Annotated in this window: 23 protein-coding genes; 10 read left to right on the top strand and 13 right to left on the bottom strand. The window is 61.3% G+C overall.

Annotated features, from left to right (window positions below; genetic code table 11):
- Position 1: 1 nt before the first annotated feature.
- On the bottom strand, positions 2-526 hold the full coding sequence (locus tag ACE3RX_RS07055) for an AP2 domain-containing protein (protein ID WP_374481753.1): 525 nt from the start codon (positions 524-526) through the stop codon (positions 2-4).
- Between the two features lie 155 nt (positions 527-681).
- Between ACE3RX_RS07055 and trxC the strand changes: the two genes are divergently transcribed.
- Positions 682-1131, top strand: coding sequence for a thioredoxin TrxC (trxC, locus tag ACE3RX_RS07060; protein ID WP_374481755.1), 450 nt, complete (start codon positions 682-684; stop codon positions 1129-1131).
- Between the two features lie 16 nt (positions 1132-1147).
- Here the strand turns inward: trxC and ACE3RX_RS07065 are convergent, their stop codons facing one another.
- Positions 1148-2509, bottom strand: coding sequence for a protein kinase (locus ACE3RX_RS07065; RefSeq protein WP_374481757.1), 1362 nt, complete (start codon positions 2507-2509; stop codon positions 1148-1150).
- Positions 2510-2671: 162 nt separating this feature from the next.
- On the opposite strand from ACE3RX_RS07065, the gene grpE reads away from it, so the two are divergent.
- The 4 genes from grpE (at position 2672) to ACE3RX_RS07085 (ending at position 7810) form a co-directional block, all read left to right on the top strand.
- Entirely contained in the window at positions 2672-3262 is a 591-nt protein-coding gene (gene grpE / locus ACE3RX_RS07070; RefSeq protein WP_374481759.1) for a nucleotide exchange factor GrpE, read from the top strand.
- Positions 3263-3354: 92 nt separating this feature from the next.
- The gene (dnaK, locus tag ACE3RX_RS07075; RefSeq protein ID WP_374481761.1) at positions 3355-5289 is read left to right on the top strand and encodes a molecular chaperone DnaK; all 1935 of its coding nucleotides are present in this window, start codon (positions 3355-3357) and stop codon (positions 5287-5289) included.
- 105 nt (positions 5290-5394) lie between these two features.
- Positions 5395-6519 carry a molecular chaperone DnaJ gene (dnaJ, locus tag ACE3RX_RS07080; RefSeq protein ID WP_374481763.1) on the top strand — a complete coding sequence of 375 codons (1125 nt, stop codon included), beginning with the start codon at positions 5395-5397 and terminating at the stop codon, positions 6517-6519.
- A 133-nt stretch (positions 6520-6652) separates the two neighbouring features.
- A complete protein-coding gene (locus ACE3RX_RS07085) occupies positions 6653-7810 on the top strand; it encodes an ABC transporter substrate-binding protein (RefSeq protein ID WP_374481765.1) in 1158 nt (385 codons plus the stop codon).
- Between the two features lie 99 nt (positions 7811-7909).
- On the opposite strand, the gene cysS is transcribed toward ACE3RX_RS07085, so the two are convergent.
- Entirely contained in the window at positions 7910-9292 is a 1383-nt protein-coding gene (gene cysS / locus ACE3RX_RS07090; RefSeq protein WP_374481833.1) for a cysteine--tRNA ligase, read from the bottom strand.
- A gap of 223 nt (positions 9293-9515) precedes the next feature.
- Between cysS and ACE3RX_RS07095 the strand changes: the two genes are divergently transcribed.
- Genes ACE3RX_RS07095 through ACE3RX_RS07115 form a run of 5 tightly spaced genes read left to right on the top strand, consistent with a single transcriptional unit; the run spans position 9516 to position 13668 of the window.
- On the top strand, positions 9516-10592 hold the full coding sequence (locus tag ACE3RX_RS07095; RefSeq protein WP_374481767.1) for a tetratricopeptide repeat protein: 1077 nt from the start codon (positions 9516-9518) through the stop codon (positions 10590-10592).
- Positions 10559-11782 carry a L,D-transpeptidase family protein gene (locus ACE3RX_RS07100; protein ID WP_374481769.1) on the top strand — a complete coding sequence of 408 codons (1224 nt, stop codon included), beginning with the start codon at positions 10559-10561 and terminating at the stop codon, positions 11780-11782. The genes ACE3RX_RS07095 and ACE3RX_RS07100 overlap by 34 nt, the downstream gene beginning before the upstream one ends.
- Positions 11783-11813: 31 nt before the next feature.
- Positions 11814-12383, top strand: coding sequence for a peptidylprolyl isomerase (locus tag ACE3RX_RS07105; RefSeq protein WP_374481771.1), 570 nt, complete (start codon positions 11814-11816; stop codon positions 12381-12383).
- Between the two features lie 28 nt (positions 12384-12411).
- Complete coding sequence (locus ACE3RX_RS07110; protein WP_374481773.1) at positions 12412-12906, top strand: peptidylprolyl isomerase; 495 nt, start codon at positions 12412-12414, stop codon at positions 12904-12906.
- 21 nt (positions 12907-12927) lie between these two features.
- The gene (locus tag ACE3RX_RS07115) at positions 12928-13668 is read left to right on the top strand and encodes a UDP-2,3-diacylglucosamine diphosphatase (RefSeq protein WP_374481776.1); all 741 of its coding nucleotides are present in this window, start codon (positions 12928-12930) and stop codon (positions 13666-13668) included.
- 157 nt (positions 13669-13825) lie between these two features.
- Here the strand turns inward: ACE3RX_RS07115 and purF are convergent, their stop codons facing one another.
- From purF to ACE3RX_RS07165, 10 genes are read right to left on the bottom strand one after another with little or no spacing between them, the layout of a single operon-like run.
- On the bottom strand, positions 13826-15355 hold the full coding sequence (gene purF / locus ACE3RX_RS07120; protein WP_374481778.1) for an amidophosphoribosyltransferase: 1530 nt from the start codon (positions 15353-15355) through the stop codon (positions 13826-13828).
- 10 nt (positions 15356-15365) lie between these two features.
- On the bottom strand, positions 15366-15857 hold the full coding sequence (locus ACE3RX_RS07125) for a CvpA family protein (RefSeq protein ID WP_374481780.1): 492 nt from the start codon (positions 15855-15857) through the stop codon (positions 15366-15368).
- 12 nt (positions 15858-15869) lie between these two features.
- Entirely contained in the window at positions 15870-16691 is an 822-nt protein-coding gene (locus tag ACE3RX_RS07130; RefSeq protein WP_374481782.1) for an SPOR domain-containing protein, read from the bottom strand.
- Between the two features lie 13 nt (positions 16692-16704).
- On the bottom strand, positions 16705-17979 hold the full coding sequence (folC, locus tag ACE3RX_RS07135; RefSeq protein WP_374481784.1) for a bifunctional tetrahydrofolate synthase/dihydrofolate synthase: 1275 nt from the start codon (positions 17977-17979) through the stop codon (positions 16705-16707).
- 3 nt (positions 17980-17982) lie between these two features.
- A complete protein-coding gene (gene accD, locus ACE3RX_RS07140) occupies positions 17983-18858 on the bottom strand; it encodes an acetyl-CoA carboxylase, carboxyltransferase subunit beta (protein ID WP_374481786.1) in 876 nt (291 codons plus the stop codon).
- Positions 18855-19667 (bottom strand): tryptophan synthase subunit alpha, encoded by an 813-nt coding sequence (trpA, locus tag ACE3RX_RS07145; protein WP_374481788.1) that lies wholly within the window; start codon positions 19665-19667, stop codon positions 18855-18857. The genes accD and trpA overlap by 4 nt, the downstream gene beginning before the upstream one ends.
- Positions 19668-19725: 58 nt before the next feature.
- A complete protein-coding gene (gene trpB / locus ACE3RX_RS07150; protein ID WP_374481790.1) occupies positions 19726-20937 on the bottom strand; it encodes a tryptophan synthase subunit beta in 1212 nt (403 codons plus the stop codon).
- Positions 20924-21547 carry a phosphoribosylanthranilate isomerase gene (locus ACE3RX_RS07155; protein WP_374481835.1) on the bottom strand — a complete coding sequence of 208 codons (624 nt, stop codon included), beginning with the start codon at positions 21545-21547 and terminating at the stop codon, positions 20924-20926. The genes trpB and ACE3RX_RS07155 overlap by 14 nt, the downstream gene beginning before the upstream one ends.
- A gap of 5 nt (positions 21548-21552) precedes the next feature.
- Positions 21553-22347, bottom strand: coding sequence for a tRNA pseudouridine(38-40) synthase TruA (gene truA, locus ACE3RX_RS07160; protein ID WP_374481792.1), 795 nt, complete (start codon positions 22345-22347; stop codon positions 21553-21555).
- Complete coding sequence (locus ACE3RX_RS07165) at positions 22344-22949, bottom strand: CbiQ family ECF transporter T component (protein WP_374481793.1); 606 nt, start codon at positions 22947-22949, stop codon at positions 22344-22346. The genes truA and ACE3RX_RS07165 overlap by 4 nt, the downstream gene beginning before the upstream one ends.
- Between the last annotated feature and the right edge of the window lie 17 nt (positions 22950-22966).

Here is a 22966-nt window from a genome sequence, read left to right on the forward strand (position 1 = left end):
ATCAGTGCGCGCCTGACGCCCCTACACGCGCTGCACGCCGACGCACGCTCTTGCGCCGCACCGCGCCGGGATCGAAGGCCCCCACCAGCTTTCCGAGGGCAGCCGACCTGGCGTCCATGGCCATCTGGAACGCACCGTCCTCGCCGTATTTTTTGACGGAGAACTTGACCCGCTTGCGCTTTCCATCCGGTAACGGCCATGACGCTACCCAGAACCAGCGCTGCTTCTCTTCTGGCAAATCACGGGTTTCCGAGGCGCAGTAACGGCACACCCCGACCACGCCAGAGCGATTGTTCTTTTTGACGATGTTGGAATATTCCTGCATCGACAATGGCGGATGCGCCGCGATGATCTCGTCCCGATATGCCTTCGCGGCCGTGAACGAGCGCTGCCGTCCACCGAAGACGCCATCACTGAAATGCTTGCGATAGATCACGCCGCGCCGCTGAATCGTCACCAACCAGCCGTGGGTGCGGCTGGTTTCGTTGTCGACCCGACTGATCCCATAAGTGCTTCCCCGCCCCACACGCCACCTCCTTCCGCCCACACGGATATCGCGTCACAGGCAGAATTTCGACCGATTTTAGTGGAACTTTAGATTTTCACGATATAACCAACGGTTTTCACTTGAAACACCGGATGCCCCGCCCAACATAGACAGAAACCCTCTGGAGCCCTTCGATGAGCGACACCGTGCTGATTGCCTGCCCCCACTGCCACACACTCAACCGCATGCCCGCCACACGCCTCGACGACGCCGGGCAATGCGGAAAGTGCAAGCAAGCCCTATTCAATGGCCAGGCCTTGCATCTGACCGGAACAAACTTCGCTTCTCATGCGGAACGCAGCAGCCTTCCCCTGCTGGTGGACTTCTGGGCGGCCTGGTGCGGCCCCTGCCGCAGCATGGCGCCAGCCTTTGCGAGCGCCGCAGCCAAGCTCGAGCCGCGGGTCAGGCTGGGCAAGGTAAACACCGAGGAAGAACCTGGACTGGCCGCGCGCTTTGGCATTCGCAGTATCCCGACCCTGGTCCTTCTCCACGAAGGGCAGGAAATCGCGCGCCACTCGGGCGCCATAGGCAGCGAGGACATCTGCCACTGGACGCTGGCGAATCTCGGTCGTCACGCCAGCTGAAGGCAGCAGAGCTGCCTCAGTTGTCGACGAGCTGAAGTTCCATACCAAAGCCACTCGCCGTGATGCGCTCGGCTGGAGGGCCGTCCTTCGACACATCCCGGTAGGCCTGCCCCAGACGGCGCGCCACAACGGTGACGAGCCGGGAGCGGAAGGCCTCCTGACATTCGTCCGTGGCCAGGGACAAGGCCGCCGGGTTGAGCTCCAGATAGACGGTGGACGTCGTCGTAACCACCGTAGTCATATGTTTGTGCTCCTGCTGGTCGAGATAGGCCAACTCACCGAAAACCTCGCCATAGCCATGCTCGCAGACACGATGGCCATCGACGGAGATCTCGACGCGCCCGTCGATGACAATCCCAAAACGCTGATCGGCATCCCCTTCGCGCATCAACAGGGTGTTCGAATCCACCTTACGCCAACGGGAGATACGCAGGATCTCCCAGATCTCCACATCCTCGAACTCCACAAAGAAAGGCATCTTGCGGAGGATTGAGTAACGCGTCGTATCCTGCGGGAGGCTCGTGTCATCAAGGATCTTGTACCTCACGGCCGACAAGTCCTTGGCAAAGTCAGCGCCGTTCTTGTAACGGGAATACAGATCCTTCTCGAGCGCCTTGCGGATAACCGTATCCAGTTGCTCAGGTAGATCCGCGTTGATCTGCGAGACTAACGGCGGCTCGGTATTGAGGATCTTGTAGATCAACTGGGCCGGATTCTTGGCCCGAAACGGCAAACGCCCGGTCAGCATATGGAAGAGCACGACGCCAAGTGAAAACAGGTCGGTCTTCTGGTTCAGCGGATAACCCTTGATCTGCTCGGGGCTCATATATGCCGGAGACCCGACCCCCATGATGAAGGTCGAGTCGGACTCGCTCTTCTTGCAGATGTTGAGGGCCAACCCGAAGTCAGTGATTTTGACGTTGTCCTGCTCGTCGATCAGGATGTTGGCCGGCTTGATGTCCCGGTGCACGATGCCCTGGCGGTAGGCGTAATCCAACGCCATGCAGCACTTGAAAACAACACCGATCGTCCGGTGCAGCGGCAACAGATTCTGGAAAGTGCAGTACTGCTCCAGCGTCGAGCCGGGGAAGTACTCCATGACGATATAGGCGTAATCTTTTTCGACAGCCGTATCGAAGATCTTGATGATGTTCGGGTGATCCAGGCGGCGGGAAACGTCCATCTCGGCCCGCAATAGCTTGAGAAGCCGCCGGTTCCACTTCGCCCCGTCCTTCGACTTGTCCTCAAAACGGATCAGCTTGAGCGCAACCGGATCTGGATACTGGGGGTGCTCGGCGAGATATACGGTTGCCGTTGCACCACGACCAACCTCGCGGAGTAGCTTGTATTTGCCGATTTTGCCGGGTTCTTGTTCCATACCTGCTTTACGCCCCAGAGCCTGGAAAGATGACCGGGACACGCCGGACTCAACATAATTTTACACCCTCGGTGGATATCGAGCGGTGCAGATGAAAATTACCCCTTGAAATCTTAACCCGCGCCCCCAAGTTATCGCGAGTCCCAAAAAGGAGCCTTACCCATGCAAGACCAAGACACCCCGCTGAGCGCCGACGAAAAGCAGGCACCTGAACTCGTGGATAACGCCGCCGGCATCGCGGCCGAGCAAGTCTCCCAGCCCGCCGACGAGCCGAGTGTCGACTCCCTGCCGAACATTGCCGAGCAGCTCCGCCAAGCCGAATTGAAGGCGGTTGAACACCATGATGCGTGGTTGCGCGCCAAGGCCGAGACCGAGAACGTCCGCCGTCGCGCCCAGGACGACATCGCCAAAGCCGGCAAATTCGCCGCCGACAAATTTGCCCAGGCCATGCTTCCGGTCAAGGACAGCCTCGAGGCAGCCCTCGCCACCGAAAACGCCACGCTGGATAGCCTGAAGCAAGGTGTCGAGCTGACTCTCAAGCAACTGATTTCCGCGTTTCAGGGTGCCAACGTCGTCGAGGTGAATCCGGTCGGCGAGAAGTTCGACCCGAACAAGCATCAGGCGATCAGCGCCATCGAGGCCGACGGCGAACCCAACACTGTGATCAATGTGCTGCAGAAGGGTTACCTGCTGCACGACCGCACCATCCGCCCGGCGCTCGTCGTCGTGTCGAAAGCCAAATCCGCCGCTTGAAAGCGGCGACGACATCCCCATATCGGTAACAAGCCGGCGCCCCGACACCATCGGAGCGCATGTCAAACAGAATTCGAACTGAAGGAAAACTCATGGGCAAGATCATCGGCATCGACCTCGGCACCACCAACAGCTGCGTTTCCGTGATGGAAGGCGGCAAGCCGAAGGTCATCGAGAACTCCGAAGGTGCGCGCACCACCCCGTCCGTCGTTGCCTACGCCGACGACGGTGAAATCCTGTGCGGCGCTCCGGCCAAGCGCCAGGCCGTCACCAACGCCCGCAACACCCTCTACGCGGTCAAGCGCCTGATCGGCCGCCGCTTCGAAGAGAAGGAAGTACAGAAGGACATCGATCTGATGCCCTTTACCATCACCAAGGCCGACAACGGTGACGCCTGGGTTGAAGTGCGCGGCAAGAAGATCGCTCCGCCGCAGGTTTCCGCCGAAGTGCTGCGCAAGATGAAGAAGACCGCCGAAGACTACCTCGGCGAAGAAGTGACCGAAGCGGTCATCACCGTGCCGGCCTACTTCAACGACAGCCAGCGCCAGGCCACCAAGGACGCCGGCCGCATCGCCGGCCTCGACGTGAAGCGCATCATCAACGAGCCGACCGCCGCGGCGCTCGCCTTCGGCCTGGACAAGCACGGCAAGGGCGACCGCAAGATCGCCGTCTATGACCTGGGCGGCGGCACCTTCGACATCTCCATCATCGAGATCGCCGATGTCGACGGCGAGAAGCAGTTCGAGGTGCTGTCGACCAACGGCGACACCTTCCTCGGCGGCGAGGACTTCGACCAGCGCATCATCGACTACATCGTCACCGAGTTCAAAAAGGAACAGGGCGTCGATCTCAAGAATGACGTGCTGGCCCTGCAGCGCCTGAAGGAAGCCGCCGAGAAGGCCAAGATCGAGCTGTCCTCCGGCCAACAGACCGAAATCAATCTGCCCTACATCACCGCCGACGCCACCGGCCCGAAGCACCTGGCTCTGAAGATCACCCGCGCCAAGTTCGAATCGCTAGTCGAAGACCTGGTCGAGCGCACCATCGAGCCCTGCCGCGTGGCCCTGAAGGATGCCGGCGTGAAGGTCTCCGACATCGACGACGTGATCCTGGTCGGTGGCCAGACCCGCATGCCCAAGGTCATCGACAAGGTGAAGGAGTTCTTCGGCAAGGAGCCGCGCCGCGACGTCAACCCGGACGAGGCCGTCGCCGTGGGCGCCTCCATCCAGGGCGGCGTGCTGCAGGGCGAAGTCAAGGACGTGCTGCTGCTCGACGTCACCCCGCTGTCGCTCGGCATCGAGACCCTGGGCGGCGTGATGACCAAGCTGATCCAGAAGAACACCACGATCCCGACCAAGGCTTCGCAAGTGTTCTCCACCGCCGACGACAACCAATCCGCCGTGACCATCCACGTGCTGCAAGGCGAGCGCGAAATGGCTGCCGGCAACAAGAGCCTCGGCCAGTTCAACCTGTCCGACATCCCGCCGGCCCCGCGCGGCATGCCGCAGATCGAAGTCACCTTCGACATCGACGCAAACGGCATCCTGCACGTGTCCGCCAAGGACAAGGCCACCGGCAAGGAAAACAAGATCACCATCAAGGCTAACTCCGGCCTGTCGGATGACGAGATCCAGCAGATGGTCCGCGATGCCGAGGCTCACGCCGAGGAAGACAAGAAGGCCCACGAACTGGTCGACGCCCGCAACCAGCTCGACACCCTGGTCCACTCCGTGAAGAAGGCCCTGGCCGAGCACGGCGACAAGATCGGCGAAGACAAGGCCAAGATCGAAGCTGCCATCAAGGATGCCGAAGAGGCGATCAAGAGTGGTGACAAGGCCGCGATCGATGCCAAGAGCGAAGCCCTGGCTGCCGTCAGCCAGAAGCTCGGCGAACACATCTACGCCCAGGCCCAGGCTGAAGCCGGTGCCGCCGGTGCCGGTGCAGGTGCTGCTGGTGGCAGCAGCTCCAAGGCCAACGATCCGGACGTTGTCGACGCCGAGTTCACCGAGGTGAAGGACAAGAAGTAAGCCTGTCCGGCATCACTGCCGCATAGACAGTTCCGGCCGAGCCATGCCGGCGCCCCGTGCGCCGCTCGGCTCGGCCTTTCCACAAGATAGCCAGAGCACCCAAAAATGGCGAAACGGGATTTATACGAGATCCTCGGCGTCAATCGCGACGCCTCCGAGGATGAATTGAAAAAGGCCTACCGCAAGCTGGCCATGAAGTACCACCCGGACCGCAATCCGGACAACAAGGAAGCCGAGGAGAAGTTCAAGGAGGTCAAGGAAGCCTACGAGATCCTCACCGACAGCAACAAGCGCGCAGCCTACGACCGCTATGGCCATGCCGGCGTCGATCCCTCCATGGGCGGCGGCGGTGGCGGCCAGGGCTTCGAGGGCTTCGCCGATGCATTCGGGGACATCTTCGGTGACATCTTCGGAGGCGGCGGCGGACGCGGGCGTTCTAACGTCTATCGCGGCGCCGACCTGCGCTACAACCTCGAGATCACCCTTGAGGAAGCCGCCCGTGGTGCCGAGAAGACCATCCGGATTCCGGCCCTCGAGGAATGCGACAGCTGCCACGGCAGCGGCGCCAAGCCCGGCACCCAGCCCAAGACCTGCCCGACTTGCGGCGGCGCCGGCCAGGTGCGCATCCAGCAAGGCTTCTTCTCGATCCAGCAAACCTGCCCGAAGTGCCACGGCAGCGGTCGCATCATTCCAGAGCCCTGCACGTCCTGCGGCGGCGCGGGCCGGATCAAGCGCCAGAAAACACTGGAAGTGAAGATCCCCGCCGGCATCGACGACGGCATGCGCCTGCGCCACAGCGGCCACGGCGAGCCTGGCGTCAATGGCGGCCCAGCGGGCGATCTCTATGTGGAAATCCACATCAAGCAGCATCCGGTCTTCCAGCGGGACGGCGACGACTTGCACTGCGAGATGCCGATCAGCTTCACTACCGCCGCTCTGGGTGGCGAGATCGAGATCCCGACCCTCGACGGTGCCGCCAGCATCCGCATTCCGGCCGAGACCCAGAGTGCCAAGGTCTTCCGGCTACGCGGCAAGGGCATCCGCAACGTGCGTAGCCACGCCCCCGGCGACCTGATGGTGCACGTTATCGTGGAAACCCCTGTCAAGCTGACCGACAGACAGAAGGAACTACTGCGGGAATTCGATGAGATCGCGTCTTCCAATGCAGAGCGTCACAACCCCAAAGCCAAGTCCTGGATGGACAAGGTGAAGGACTTCTTCGGCGCCTGATTTTTGCCGCAGTGCAGCACCCTGGCACACGGGCCGACGTTGAAACAACGTCGGCCCGTGTGCTTTCCGAAAGGCATTTTTTTTGTCCTATACTCGGGGCCGGCTCCGATTTGATTAACAAAAAATAATGACAATGATGCCCTTCCACACCATCAAGAAACTGATCGCATGTATTGGCGCCGGCCTGATGCTCACGGCCAGCGCCACCGGATACGCAGCAGATACCGGGGTAGGAGACACCACCATCACGCTGGGCATGTCGGCCCCGTTCAGCGGCCCCAACGGCGCCTACGGCAAAGAAATGAAGGAAGGCGCTCTCGCCTACTTCGCGCAATTGAATGCCAGCGGCGGCATCAACGGCCGGAAGGTGGAGCTGGTTGCTCTCGACGATGGTTACGAAACCGAGAAGACGGTCGCCAACACCCGCAAGCTGATCAACGAACAGAAGGTTTTCGCTCTAATGGCCTTTTACGGCTCGTCGCCGACAACTGAGGCGATGAAAGTCTTCAGCGAGGCGAAGGTTCCGCTAATCGGCACCATCAGTGGCGCGGGCAGCCTGCGCAGCCCGGTCAATCGCTACATGTTCCATCTGCGCGCCAGCTATGCCGACGAGACCGAAGCCATCGTCAACCACCTTGTCGGCCTGGGCATAACCAGCATCGCGGTGTTCTACCAGAACGACGGTTTCGGAAAATCAGGACTGGACGGCGTGACCGCCACCCTCGCCCATCACAAGCTCAAGCCGGTCGCCGTCGGCTCGATCGAACGCAACTCACTGGAAGTCGGCCCCGCCGTCACCCAGATCGCCAAGGCCAGTCCGCAGGCGGTCATCATGGCAACTCTTTACAAGCCCAGCGCCGAGTTCATCCGGCAGATGCGCAAGGCCGGACAAATGCCTCAGTTCTCAACCCTGTCGCCTATCGGAGCAGATCTACTGGTCGGAGAACTGGGCGCGAAGGAGGCCCACGGCATCGGCATCTCCCAGGTCATGCCCTACCCCTGGAACGACATCCTGCCGGTCGTGAAGGAATACCAGAAGGCCTTGCAGGCCTCTGCGAAGCACAGCAATTACAGCTATTACGGCATTGAGGGCTATATCAACGCCAAGTTGGTCAGCGAAGCGCTCAAGAGGGCAGGCAAGGACCCCAGCCGGGACAAATTGGTCTCGATACTTGAGGGCGGCAGCATCGATGTCGGCGGCTATCGGGTGACCTACACGCCATCCAATCACAATGGATCGCGCTTTGTCGACCTGACAGTGTTGGGCCGCGACGGTCGCGTGCTGCACTGAACCACCGCACAGTACGGGCGTCAGCCCCACGGCAAAAAGCCTCGCAACCCTCTAGGGTCCGCGAGGCTTTTTGACTTGCCAGCAGCGACGAACGGACTATCAAGCGCGCCGCCAGATCGTTCCCTGCGGCGTGTCCTCAAGCACAATGCCGGCGGCGAGCAATTCGGCACGAATCCGGTCGGCCTCGGCAAAATCCTTCGCTTTCTTGGCTGCGATCCGTGCGGCAATCTTTGCATCGATCTCTGCCGCACCACCCTCCTCGCCGTCAGCACCGCCTTGCAGAAAGGTCGTGGGGTCCTGCTCCAGCAGCCCCAGCACGCCCGCCAGTGCCTTGAGTTCAGCCGCAACCTCCGCCGACTGGGACCGATTCACCTCGTTGGCCAGATCAAAGAGCACCGACAGGGCCTCAGCCGTGTTGAAGTCATCGTCCAGCGCCAGCTTGAAGCGGGCAGCGGCGGGCGAGGACCAGTCGATCCCGACATCCGCTGCCGGCGGTACATTGCGCAAGGCGGTGTACAGGCGCGACAGGGCGTTGCGGGCATCTACCAGGTGGGCATCGGAATAATTGAGCGGGCTGCGGTAGTGGGCTCGCAGGATGAAGAAGCGCACCACTTCCGGCGCATAGTCCTTCAGCACGTCGCGAATGGTGAAGAAGTTGCCAAGGCTCTTCGACATCTTCTCGTCGTCCACACGGACAAAGCCGTTGTGCATCCAGTAATTGACGAAAGAACACTGATGCGCGCCTTCACTCTGCGCGATCTCGTTCTCGTGGTGGGGAAACTGCAGGTCAGCACCACCACCATGGATATCGAAGTGCTTGCCCAGCAGTTCGGAACTCATTGCCGAGCACTCGATATGCCAACCCGGGCGTCCGACACCCCACGGGGAATCCCACTTCACCTCGTCGGGTTCTTCGGCACGAGCGTGCTTCCACAGCACGAAATCGAGGGGATCATTCTTGCCGCCGGCAACCTCGACACGCTCGCCGGCGCGCAACTCGTCAAGCGACTTGCCTGACAACTTGCCATAGCCATCGAACTTGCGCACCGAATAGCACACGTCCGAATTGTCCGCCTTGTAGGCCAGGCCATGCTGCTCAAGATCCCCGATGAGCCGCAGCATCGATGGGACAAACTCCGTGGCTCGCGGCTCGTGGTCCGGGCGTAGCACGCCCAGCGCATCGGCATCCTCGTGCATCGCCGCGATGAAACGGTCAGTCAGCGCACGGATGCTCTCCCCGTTCTCCTGGGCCCGCTTGATAATCTTGTCGTCGATGTCGGTGATGTTGCGCACGTAGGTCACCGCATATCCGCTCGAACGGAGCCAACGAGCCACCATGTCGAAAACCACCATCACGCGCGCATGCCCCAGATGACAAAAGTCATAAACCGTCATTCCGCAAACGTACATGCGGACCTTGCCAGCTTCGATGGGAGAGAACTGCTCCTTCTTACGCGTCAGGGAGTTATGAATTTTCAACATGAGGAAAACCGCTAGGCAGAAAACCGATTGGAAATGGTGAGCTGCGGCGGGCACCACGCCGACAAAAGACGGATGCACACCACGAATGTGATGGCTTCAGGCTTCAGAGACACCGGGGGTGCTCATGGTAGGCAACTACGCTTCTTGCTAAAATGAAGAGCTTGTAGCCGAACCACCCCGACACAAAGCCTGCGTGCCTTGCGCATGGGCCTGATCATAACACATGTCAAAACGAGCCCTGGCCGCCGCCCTGTTCCTTCAATCCCTGCTGTTATGCACCCCGGCACGAGCGGAATCGGCGCAGGACCTGCAGCTACTCCTCAAGCAAGGCCAGTTCGCGCGAGTCGTGGAACGTGCGGACGTAGCACTCTCGGCCAAGCCGCGCGATGCGCAAATGCGCTTTCTGAAGGGCGTCGCGCTGGTAGAGCTCAACCGTAATGCGGAGGCCATCGCGGTTTTCCAGAAGCTGGCTGAGGACTATCCCGACCTGCCCGAGCCCTACAACAATCTAGCCGTGCTCTACGCACAGCAGAAGCAGTACGAGAAGGCACGCGTCGCCCTGGAAACCGCCATCCGGACTCACCCCAGTTATGCCACGGCCCACGAGAATCTGGGCGACATCTACGCGCGGCTGGCGAGCCAGGCTTACGACAAGGCCCTGTCCTTGGACTCATCCAACGCCGCGGCCCAGAATAAGCTGTCAATGATCCGAGAGATCATGAGCCTGCCTAGAGCCAGCCAGCCCGCTCCTGCAGCCATCGCCACGGTATCGCCCCCCGCTCGCCCGACACCGCAGCAGCCTTCTGCCGCACCGGTCGCCAAGGCGGCGCCCGCTTCAGTTCCGGCTACGCCAGCTCCTGCCCCAGTGGCCGCAGCGCCAGCAACGGCACCAACAGCCAGGGAAAATGCCAAAACAGAGCCCAAGCGCACATCGGAAACGAGTGAAGACGCAACACTTTCGGCGACAGCTGTCATCAAGACTGTACAAAGCTGGGCGGCAGCCTGGTCCCGGAAAGACGTGAAAGGCTATCTTGCCTGTTACTCCCGCGATTTCACTCCCCCCAAAGGTCAGAACCGTAAGGCATGGGAGGATGAACGCAATCAGCGCCTGTCAAAGCCTGGCGAAATCGAGGTCAAGATCGAAGACCTCAAGGTCGTCGGCATTGATAGCAACCGAGCCACGGTCAAGTTGCGCCAGAACTATCGGTCCGCCAATCTATCTTCCTCGTCCGGCAAGACCCTCATCCTGGTCTGGCAGGACGGGAAATGGCTGATCCAGCAGGAGCGGGTTGGCAACTGATGCGCCGGGTTCACACCGTCTTGCGGGGAGGGCTTGTGTTAGCGCTGTCCCTCCCCCTGCTCGCAGAGGGAGGGACAGCCGCGCCCTCGGCGAGCGGCGCTGATGCGGCACTCGGAGCTATCATCCAGGCAATCTCACATGCCAGGCTGGATGAGGCTCTGGCCAAGACCGACACGCTCATTGCCCAGTACCCCAACTTCCGGCTTGCCCACCTGATCCGTGGCGATCTTTTGCTCGCCCGCGGGCGCCCGCTAGATCGTTTTGGCAGCGGCAGTAGTGCGCCAGAGGAAAAAGTCGACGATTTGAGGGACGAAGCAGTCGTTCGGCTGAAGGCTTATCGCAATCGCCCCCCCAGCAGCTACATCCCGCGCTATCTGCTCCAGATGGCCCCCGAGCAAACGCATGCGGTTGTTGTGGACACCCTTCGCTCGCGCCTTTACGTCTATCAGAACGACAACGGCCAGCCCCGCTTTGTCAGCGACTACTACATCACTCATGGCAAGCTCGGCACGGAAAAGGGACGCGAAGGAGACAAGCGCACACCCATCGGCGTCTATCACGTCACGGCCAGTCTGCCGCCGCAGAAGCTCACCGATTTCTACGGAAACGGTGCCTTTCCTATCAATTACCCGAACGAGTGGGACAAGCTACAGGGAAAGGATGGACACGGCATCTGGCTGCACGGCACGCCCAGCGACACCTATTCCCGCCCCCCCCGGGCCTCGGATGGCTGCGTCGTGCTGACCAACCCCGACCTTGCCAGCCTCGCTGGCTTTCTGCAGGTTGGCGTAACGCCGGTTATTATCAGCAACACCGTCGAATGGCTCAATATCGATGACTGGCGCACCGAGCGTACCGCCGTGCTGCGCCAAGTGGAGGCTTGGCGCAAGGATTGGGAAAGTCGCCGTGTTGATCGATACCTTGCCCATTATTCCCAGCGATTCCGCAACAACGACGGTGGTTACGACCAATGGGCTGAGCAGAAACGCATGGTGGCCGCGGGCAAGACCTGGATCAAGGTCGAACTGGGCAGACTGAGCGCCTTCCGCAGTCCAGGCAAGCAGGACATGGTCGTGGTCACCTTCGAGCAGGACTACCGCAGCAACAATCTTTCAAACGTGCTCCGAAAGCGGCAATACTGGCAGAAGGAACGGGGCCGCTGGAAGATCGTCTATGAAGGCTTCGCCTGATCCTCACCATCACCGCACCCAAGGACATTACATGAAGAAAGCCCTTCTGGCCCTAGCGCTTGCCGGCCAAAGCCTCCTTGCCCTGGCCGCCAATCCCCAGGTCGAAATGAAGACCAGTGAAGGCACTATCGTACTTGAGCTCTATCCCGAAAAAGCCCCCAAGTCGGTGGCGAATTTTCTCGAGTATGTGAAGAGCGGCTTCTACGACGGACTCATCTTCCACCGTGTCATCGACGGATTCATGATCCAGGGCGGCGGCATGAATGCCCGGATGGAAGAAAAGCAGACTCGTGCGCCAATCGCCAACGAGGCCCGCAACGGACTTAAGAACGACGCGGGCACGATCGCCATGGCCCGCACCCAGGATCCCAATTCCGCCACCGCCCAGTTCTTCATCAATCTCGAGGACAACCGCCCGCTAAACTACCCGTCGCCTGACGGCGCAGGCTACGCGGTTTTCGGTAAGGTCACCGGTGGAATGGACGTCGTCCGCAAAATCGGCAAAGTGCCCACCACCAACCGCGGCTTCCACCGGGACGTTCCCGCCTCACCCGTCACCATCCAGTCGGTCCGCCAGCTTCCTGAGCAGGCCGGCAAATAAGCCTCACACCAACCAACAGGAGTACTTCATGGCTGTCAAACTCAGCACCAACCACGGCGACATCGTCCTCGAACTCGACGCCGAAAAGGCCCCCGAAACCGTCAAGAACTTCCTTGCCTACGTAGAAGCCGGGCACTACGACAACACGATCTTCCATCGCGTGATCAACGGTTTCATGATCCAGGGCGGCGGTTTCGAGCCGGGCATGAAGCAGAAGGCCACCCAGGCTCCGATCAAGAACGAAGCCGACAATGGCCTCAAGAACGACATCGGCACCATCTCCATGGCCCGTACGCAGGATCCGCACTCTGCCACGGCCCAGTTCTTCATCAACGTGGGCAACAACGACTTCCTCAACTACCGCTCCCCTGACATCCAGGGCTGGGGCTACTGTGTATTCGGCCGCGTGACCGAAGGCCTGGACGTCGTCGAGAAAATCAAGGGCGTGAAGACCGGCTCCGCAGGCTTCCACCAAGATGTGCCGAAGGACGACGTGGTCATCACCCGCGCCGAAGTCATCTAAAGACTAGGGGCGACCGGCACCATGCAAATCCATTTCATTTCCGATCTGCACCTGAGCGCCGATCGCCCCGAGCTGACCACCCTGTTTGAACGCTATCTGGCCGGCGTGGCTCGGGAGGCCGGCAGCTTGTACATCCTGGGCGACCTGTTCGAATACTGGGCTGGCGACGACGACCTCGACGACCCGCTCAATCGCGAAGTAGCCGAAGAGCTTGCCCGCTTTGCCCACAGCGGCAGAACGGTCTACTTCATGGCGGGCAATCGTGACTTCCTGCTTGGAAACGAGTTCGCCGCGCGCGCGCGCCTGACGATCTTGCCGGAACCGACTCCGATCCAACTGGGTGAACAGCCTACTCTGCTGTGCCACGGCGACAGCCTGTGCACCGACGACATCGCTTACCAAGCTTTCAGAAGCCAGGTGCGCAACCCAGCCTGGCAGGCCCAATTTCTGGCGCAGCCCCTAGCTGTCCGCAAGCAGATCATCGCCGGTGTGCGTATGCAAAGCGAAACCGCCAAGTCCGGGAAGGACGCGGCAATCATGGACGTCAATGGCTACGCGGTTGCGGCGCTACTGCGCAAGCATGGTTTTCCACTGCTGATTCATGGCCACACTCATCGGCCAGCGGTCCACAAGCTCGACGTGGACGGACACGACTGTGAGCGCTGGGTACTGGCAGATTGGCGAGTAGAGGCGGCCGGGCAGGCCTCTGGAGAAGTATTGGTATGGGCCGACGGGAAACTCTCCCGGCGCCCCCTGAACTGATAGACGTGCTGCCGCAGACTCAGGTCTACACCAACCGCCGCAGAAGACGAAACTCGACGCAGCTTCTACAGACAGCCCCACAACGTATTTGTTGAATTGACTGCACTCAATGCCGGGGCGTGCCGCCGACATCAAGTGCAGGTCATCCATCACCCACTTAACCTTCGCTGCGGGAAATCAGGTTAAGGTCCATCTGGCCACCACCTTCTTCACCAGCCGGCTTGCTGGCAGCATCGCTACGCTGGTTCTCGACACCGCTCAGGTATTCCTGAGTCACGTCGCCTGTGACGTAAGTACCGTCAAAACAGGACGTCTCGAAGACCGAGATCGACGGATTCAGCGCTTTCACGGCTGCCTTGAGATCCTCCAGATCCTGGTAGATCAGCGCATCGGCACCAATCTCGGCACAGATCTCCTCTTCGGTGCGATCGCTGGCGATCAACTCGGCCTTGGTCGGCATGTCGATACCATAAACGTTCGCATAACGCACCGGGGGCGCGGCGGAGGCCATGTAGACCTTGGTTGCCCCAGCATCCCGGGCCATCTGCACGATCTCACGGCTGGTGGTGCCGCGTACGATGGAGTCGTCCACCAGCAGCACGGCCTTGCCCTTGAACTCCTGATGAATGGTGTTGAGCTTCTGGCGCACTGACTTCTTGCGGATCGCCTGCCCAGGCATGATGAAAGTACGACCGATGTAGCGGTTCTTCACGAAGCCTTCCCGGTACGGCACGTTCAGCTGGTGGGCCATCTCCATTGCCGACGGACGGCTGGAATCGGGAATCGGAATAACCACGTCGATCTTCAGGTGCGGCAGGGTCTCGCGCAACTTCTTGGCTAGGGAGCTGCCCATGTTGATGCGCGCGTCGTACACCGAGATGCCATCGATCAACGAGTCCGGACGGGCCAGATACACGAATTCGAACATACAGGGAGCATGCACCGTGTGGGTCGCACACTGGCGGCTGTGGAAACGCCCTTCGGTGTCGATGAGGATCGCCTCGCCCGGCGCCACGTCACGCACCAGCTTGAAGCCCATCACATCCAGCGCCACGCTCTCGGAGGCGATCAGCCACTCGACGCCATTGGACGTGTCGTTCCGACCGATGACCAGCGGACGAATACCGTACGGATCGCGGAAGGCCAGCAGGCCGGTTCCGGAGATCATCGCCACAGTGGCGTAGGCGCCGCGACAACGGCGATGCACGCCAGCCACCGCATCAAAGACGGTCTCTTCATCCAGGCGGAAGCTCTTGGCAGCCGCTTGCAACTCGTGGGCCAGCACGTTGAGCAGCACTTCAGAGTCGGAATTGGTGTTGATGTGCCGCAGATCCGACAGGAACATTTCCCGCTGCAGCTCTTCCGCGTTGGTCAGGTTGCCGTTGTGGGCCAACATGATGCCGAAAGGCGAGTTCACGTAGAAAGGCTGGGCCTCTGCAGCGGCCGAAGCCGAACCGGCCGTCGGATATCGAACATGAGCGATACCCATATTGCCGGGCAGATCCCGCATGTTCCGGGTCCGGAACACGTCGCGCACCAAGCCCGACGCCTTGTGCATGTGAAACCGCCCGCCTTCCGCAGTGGCGATACCCGCTGCGTCCTGGCCACGGTGCTGAAGCACTTGCAGGCCATCATAAAGGAGCTGATTGACGGGGGTTGTCGCTACTACGCCCAGAATGCCACACATTTCAAACCACCTATCGGTATCTAAGTCTCTTTGCCAGAAGCTCGGGGAGCCACGGTTTGGAAGCCATTGCAGCAGTTTCGAGGGGCGCCGAGAAACTCGCCTCCTGCCACCACCTGCTTCCGGCGAAGCCGCCGAGGCCGACGAGCAACGCCACTGCAAACACAATCACACCACCTCGGACAGCACCAAAACATGCCCCGAGAAAACGATCCGCAAAGCCCAGCCCCGCCGCCTTCACGAGTTCACCAAGGGCCCAGCGCAGGATCGCTACCAGAATCAGTACGACTACAAATATCGAGACAAATGCCGCCGGCACCTGCAGCACCTGCTCCTTCACGAGCACTGCCACATAAGGCTGCACACTCGCCGTAAGCGCTTTGGCAGCCAGGAATGCCAACACCCATGCGCACAGCGCAACCAGCTCCGACAGCAGGCCCCGCCAGAAACCCAGCACTGCCGACACGCCCACAACGGCCAACAGGAAATAATCAAACCCGTTCAAGGAAGTCGCACGTCAGGGCTTCGAGGCCACGGAAGCCGGCACCCCGAGGATCTTGCTGATCCGCGCCGCCGCCTTGTCCGCAGCCGCTTTGTTGGGGAAAGGGCCTGCGCGCACGCGGATCTTGTCCCCTAGAGGCTCCACATAAGAAGCGTAGCCTTCCGCCTTCAACTTGGCACGCAGACTCGTCACGTTCGCCGCCTCACGATAGGCGCCAAGCATCACCACGTGCGCGCCGGCACTGGCCTCCTTCGGCGGAGTGGCTCCAGTCAGCAGCGCTTTGGCGCGCTCTGCTTCGGCACGAGCCTTATCGGCTTCTGCCTTTTCCTTTTCGCGCTCCCGTTCCTTCTGCTTGGGTTCGGTCTTCGCTTCAAGCTTCGGCTCAGGCTTCTTTACATCGGGCTTGGCTTCGGCTTTTTTGGGAGGCTCCGGCTTGGGCTCGGGCTTCTTCGCAGGTTCGGGCTTAACCACCTCGGCCTTCTTCAGCCTAGACGGCGGCAGCAGCTCCTGACCCGGCTTGAGCAGGGGCGGCGGCAGCTCCGCATCCTCCTTGTGGTGCGCCCCGTCGTCCACCTCCGGCACAATGACCGCATCCTCTGCAGCCGTCCCTGCCACCGGTTGCGACGGAGCGGGCGCCTTGCCGGTGATCACCCTTGACGTGAAATTGCCGCCCTCCTGGCTCGGAATACGGATCTGCACATCAGGCACGGCTTGTCGCGGCTCGTGATCCATCACCATCGGCAGAATGATCACTGCAGCCAGCGCCAGCGCAGCAGACCCAACCAGGCGACGACGCGCGCGCTTCTTCAGGTCGATCTGGGAATCGTTATCGGCCATCTTGCAGCAATACCTATTTGGACGCCCCGGCCACAGCCAGAACATCGGCTACCGTGAGGAAGGAGCCAAAGACTACAATTCTATCACCCTCGGCAGCCTGACCACGCGCCGCTTTATAGGCTGCGCCTGGCGATGCGAACTCAGTGATGTCGACACTCACCCCTACCTCGCGCAGGATACCAGCCAGGTGCTCCGCCCCAAGGCCTCGCGGCCCCGGCAGGGTCGCGACCAACCAGTGATCGACACGATCACGCAGCAGACGGATCACACCCGGCACATCCTTGTCAGCCAGCATGCCAATCACCGCCCAGGTTTCCGGGAAGAAACCCATGCTCGCAAGGTTTTCGTTGAGCACCCCGGCGGCCTGGGGATTGTGGGCCACATCCAGGATTACCGAAGGACGTCCCGGCAAGACCTGGAATCGCCCCGGCAGGTCGACAAGCATGAAGCCCTCGCGGATCGCCTGCATCGGCACCGGCAAGATCTCACGAACCGACTCGCAGGCTGCCATCACCGCCGACGCGTTGAGCAGCTGGTTCGTACCGCGCAGCGCCGGATAAGCAAGCCCCCCACGTCTGGAGCCTCCTGCCAGCCAGAAGGCCCATTGCTGCTGATCGCCGGCGAAGCCAAAATCACGGCCACTGACCAGCAGCTTCGCGCCGATCGCTTCAGCATGGGCCAGCAAGGAAGCCGGGGGCATAGGGTCACTACAGATTGCCGGCTTGCCGGCGCGGAAGATGCCGGCTTTCTCGAAGCCGATGGTCTCCCGGTCGTTACCCAGGAACTCCATGTGATCCAACGCTACGCTGGTGACGATGGCACAGTCAGGCTCGAAGACATTAACCGCGTCGAGACGGCCGCCGAGGCCCACTTCAAGGATGATCGCATCCAGCCCGGCTCGACAGAAGGCCACCCAGGCAGCCAGCGTCCCGTGCTCGAAATAGGTCAAGGGCGTCTCGCCGCGGGCGCGCTCCACCTCGGCAAAGGCATCGACCAGCACCTTATCCTCGACCTCAAGGCCATCGATGCGCACGCGCTCGTTATAGCGCAGCAGGTGCGGCGAGGTGTATAGCCCCACGCGATAACCGGCCGCCAGCAATACGGACTCCAGCAGTGCGCACGTGGACCCCTTGCCATTGGTGCCGCCAATCGTGAAGACTGGACAAGCCTGGGGAAGATTCAGTGCATCACGAACCTGGCGGACACGCTCGAGACCGAGCTGGATGGCCTGGCCATGACGCGCCTCCAGCAGGCCGAGCCAGCCTTCAAGGGTTTCAGGCAATTGCATGGATCAGACGACGCCGCCGACGGACGGCTGGCGGGTGAGAAGTGTGATGAGTTCAGGAAGCCGGTCGCGCAGTTCGCGACGGTCGATGATGAGGTCCAGCGCGCCCTTCTCAAGCAGAAACTCGGAACGCTGGAAGCCTTCCGGCAATGTCTCCCTCACGGTCTGCTCGATGACCCGCGGGCCGGCGAAGCCGATCAGGGCACCCGGCTCACCGATCACGAGATCCCCCATGAAGGCGAAGCTGGCCGACACACCGCCCATGGTCGGATCGGTCAGCAGGGTGATAAACGGCAGGCGACGCTCGCCGAGACGCGTAATGGCCGCCGTGGTCTTGGCCATCTGCATCAGCGAGAACAAACCCTCCTGCATCCGAGCGCCGCCGGTGGCCGTCGCACAGATGAAAGGCAGGCGCTGCTCCAGCGCAGCCTTGACGCCACGCACGAAACGCTCGCCAACAACGGACCCCATGGAGCCGCCGAGAAACTCGAACTCGAAGCAGGCCACCACAACCGGCACCGTTTTGATCGCGCCCTGCACCACCACCAGCGCATCAGCTTCACCGGTATCCTCGTTGGCCGCAGCAAGTCGATCCGGATAGCGCTTGGAATCCTTGAACTTCAGGGGGTCGACAGGAACGACCTCGGCGCCGATCTCGAAACGTCCTTCCGGATCGAGCAGGAAGTCGATCCGCTGTCGGGCACGAATACGTTGATGGTGCCCGCACTTCGGGCAGACATTGAGATTGCTCTCCAGATCGGAACGATAAAGCACCGCCTCGCAGGACGGACATTTGCTCCACAAGCCTTCGGGAATCGACTTGCGCGCCGACGGCGTATCCCGCTTGATCTTGGGAGGCAGCAGCTTGGTCAGCCAGCTCATTGTTGCCCCCCTGCGGCGTCGATCGCTTCACGAATGCCGCGGATAAACGCCTGCACGCGAGCCGGAGCCTCGGCGCGCTCGCCTTGCTCGATCTCTTCGATGATGCGGCTGCCGATCACAACCGCATCGGCAAGCCCGGCAATCCGCGCAGCAGTCTCCGCATCGCGGATACCAAAGCCGACGCCAACCGGCATACCGACCTTCTCCCGGATGACGGGAATACGCCGGGCAACCTCATCCAGATCGAGCGTCGCCGAACCCGTAACGCCCTTCAGGGACACGTAGTAGATATAGCCGCTACCGGCTGCCGCCACATCGGCAAAGCGCTTCTCGGTAGACGTCGGGGCCAGCAGGAAAATCGGGTCGAGGCCAGCCGCACGACAAGTCTCGGCAAAGCCTTGGCATTCTTCCGGCGGATAATCCACTACCAGTACACCATCGGCGCCCGCAGCCGTGGCTGCACGGGTGAAAGTCTCCAGCCCCATCGCCTCGATCGGGTTGGCGTAGCCCATCAGCACGATCGGGGTCTCATCCCCCGTCGCCCGGAAGCTGCGCACGATCTCCAGCACCTTGCGCAGGCTCATACCAGCCGCCAGCGCCCTTTCGGACGCACGCTGAATGGTCGGCCCGTCGGCCATCGGGTCGGAGAACGGGACACCAAGCTCGATGACATCGGCGCCGCCCGCCACGAGTGCCTGCATCAGCGGCAGGGTCATCTCGGGAGCAGGGTCGCCAGCCGTGATGAAGGGGATGAGCGCCTTGCGGCCTTCGCCCTCCAGGCGCTTGAAGGTTCGTTGAATTCTGGACATGAATGGGTACGAATGATCAGCAGCCTCGCCGACCTGGGCCGGCAAGGCTGTGAAGAGGTTAGAACTGGATACCAGACTTCTCGGCGACGGTATGCATATCCTTGTCGCCACGGCCGGAAAGATTGACCAGCAAGACCTTGTCCTTCGGCAGCGTCGGCGCCAGCTTGGCAGCATAGGCCAGGGCATGGGACGACTCCAGTGCCGGAATGATCCCCTCGAAGCGGCAAAGGTCGTGGAACGCCTTCAGGGCCTCCGCGTCAGTGATGCCGACATACTCGGCGCGCTCGATGTCCTTGAGCCACGCATGCTCAGGACCGACGCCGGGGTAATCCAGACCCGCCGAAATCGAATGCGTCTCGATGATCTGCCCATCTTCGCTCTGCAGGAGGTAAGTCCGGTTTCCGTGCAGCACGCCGGGACGTCCGGCCGACAGGGAAGCCGCGTGCATGCCCGTCTCGATGCCGCTGCCGGCCGCCTCGACGCCGACGAGGCGCACGTCCTTCTGATTGATATAGGGGTAGAAGATCCCCATTGCGTTGGAGCCGCCGCCCACACAGGCGATCACGTAGTCCGGCTGGCGACCGACCATCTCCGGCATCTGTTCGATGCACTCTTCACCGATGATCTTCTGGAAATCGCGCACCATCATCGGATAGGGATGCGGCCCGGCGACCGTACCGATAATGTAGAAGGTATCGCCGATATTGGTGACCCAGTCACGCATCGCTTCGTTGAGTGCGTCCTTGAGGGTCTTGGAACCGCTCTCCACAGGCACCACTGTGGCACCCAACAGCTTCATGCGGTACACGTTGGCAGCTTGGCGGCGCACGTCCTCCGAGCCCATGTACACAACGCACTCCATGCCGTAACGGGCCGCCACCGTGGCCGTTGCCACGCCGTGCTGCCCGGCACCGGTCTCGGCAATCACCCGCGGCTTGCCCATCCGACGCGCCAACATGGCCTGGCCGATACAGTTATTGACCTTGTGAGCGCCGGTATGGTTGAGATCTTCCCGCTTCAGGTAGACCTGGGCGCCGCCCAGCAACTCGGACCAGCGCTTGGCATGGTAGATCGGGCTCGGACGCCCGACGTAGTGCTTCAGCTCGTAAGCGTACTCGGCCATGAAAGCCGGATCCCGTTGAGCCTCTTCGTAGGCCTGGCGCAGCTCACTCAGCGCCGGAATAAGGGTTTCCGCGACGAACACGCCGCCATAGGGACCAAAATGGCCGCGCGCATCGGGTAGATCGTAAGGGGCATCAGCCATGTGCATGTCGAACTCCGGCAACAAATTCGGTAATTCTGGCGGCGTCCTTGACGCCCTTCGCCGCTTCCACGCCACTGGACACATCAACGGCCCAAGGCCGGACGCGCCGCACGGCTTCCGTCACATTGCCCGCGTGCAACCCACCGGACAGGATCAGGGGCACGGGTAGCCCGGAAGGAATCAGCGACCAGTCAAAAGTCTCACCCCCACCGCCATAGCCTTCGACAAAGGCATCAAGGAGCAAACCCTGGGCGCCGGGGTAACAAGCCGCGTATTTTAGCAGATCAAGACCCTGCCGCATCCGCGCCGCCTTGATGTAGGGCAGACCGAAGCCAAGGCACTGACTCTCGGACTCATCACCGTGGAACTGCAGCACCTGAAGCGGCACCGCCGCCTTGGCAGCCTCAATGTAGCTGCGCTCGGCATTGACGAACAGGCCAACCACCGTCACGAAGGGCGGCACGAGACGAGCCAACTCAGCCGCCCGCTCGAAGCAGACGAAACGTGGGCTGGGGGGGTAGAAAACGAAGCCAATGGCGTCCGCGCCAGCATTGACGGCCGCGAGAACGTCTTCTTCCCGAGTCAGACCACAGATCTTGATGCGGGTACGATGCATGGCGTTCATGGCACGAGAAGTTGGGGAGGCGCGATGATACGCCCCCCGCCGGGCAAGGGCCACCGATCGGGATACTCGACCCCAGCCAAGTAGAGGCCACCAGGCGCGAACGTCGGCGCAGCCTGGGTCCGGTCCCGCTCCGCAAGCAATTCTGCCATCCATTCAACGGACTTGCGCCCGAGCCCAACATAAACGAGGGAACCCACAAGATTGCGGATCATGTGATGCAGGAAAGCATTCGCATGGAAGTCAAACAGAACGACCTCCCCCGCACGCTGGATCCGCACCGAATGCATCTGCCGCACCGGCGATTTGGCCTGGCATTCAGCAGCCCGGAACGATGTGAAGTCATGAGTCCCGATCAAACACTCCGCGGCCCGCACCATCCTATCCACATCGAAGTCGCCATGAATCCAGCCGACGCGCCCCTCAAGCAGACTGGGACGAACCCGCCGGTTGAGCAAGACGTAGCGGTAGTGACGGGACTCCGCGCTGAAGCGTGCGTGAAACTCTTCATCCACCTCGACCGCCCACAGAACACCAACGCTCACTGGCAGATGGCTGTTGACGCCACGCACCCACGCCTCGATGGGACGCTTGGCCGTGGTATCGAAATGCGCAACCTGCATACTGCCGTGCACCCCTGTATCCGTTCGCCCGGCGCAGACCAGCGCCACCGGATGCTGGGCAATGATCGCCAGCGCCCGCTCCAGCGCATCCTGAACCGTCCGCCCATGGGGCTGGGTCTGCCAACCCAGAAATGCATTGCCGGCGTACTCGACACCTATTGCGATCCTCAACGAACAGCTCCCAACAAAATCAACACCACCACTCCAAAGCCTACGATTCCATCCCACCAGCGCAGCGGAAACATCCGTATACGCAGGTTCTCCGCGACGGGCGTCACGTCCTCGTGCACAAGCAATGCTCTCCACCCCCCCACAGGAGGACGCTCCACATAGCGAAAGACCAGCAACACGCGCACCGCAAGTCGATCCACCGGCAAACCCAGCCCGCGCAGAGGTCTGCTCAGCACCATCAGGCCCGCCACCAGATCCTGCTCCCGTGTCGTTTCCAGCAAGACCGCCACCAGGAGCACCACCACCAGAAGCTGGACACAGTGCGCGAAGGCCGCTCCCAAACCCTCCTGCGTGGGTCCCGCACTACCGAGAAGCGGAACGACCAGCTCCCCCGGGGTGAACAGCGCAAACAGCACACACAACACCAACAACAGCACTCTCACCCGCTTGATGAGCCGCCACGCACGATGCCGGGAAAATAAAACAGCCACTACAAGAACAATAAGCCCGAGGCCCCATAACCAGGGACCTCGGGCCAATTGCGCTAGAACTACCAGCGCAGCCCAGGCGACAAGTCGCGTCGCCGGGTGCAATCCAATCATCTTAGCTTCATGGAGCT

The organism is Zoogloea sp. (genome assembly GCF_041914405.1).
GTDB lineage: Bacteria > Pseudomonadota > Gammaproteobacteria > Burkholderiales > Rhodocyclaceae > Zoogloea.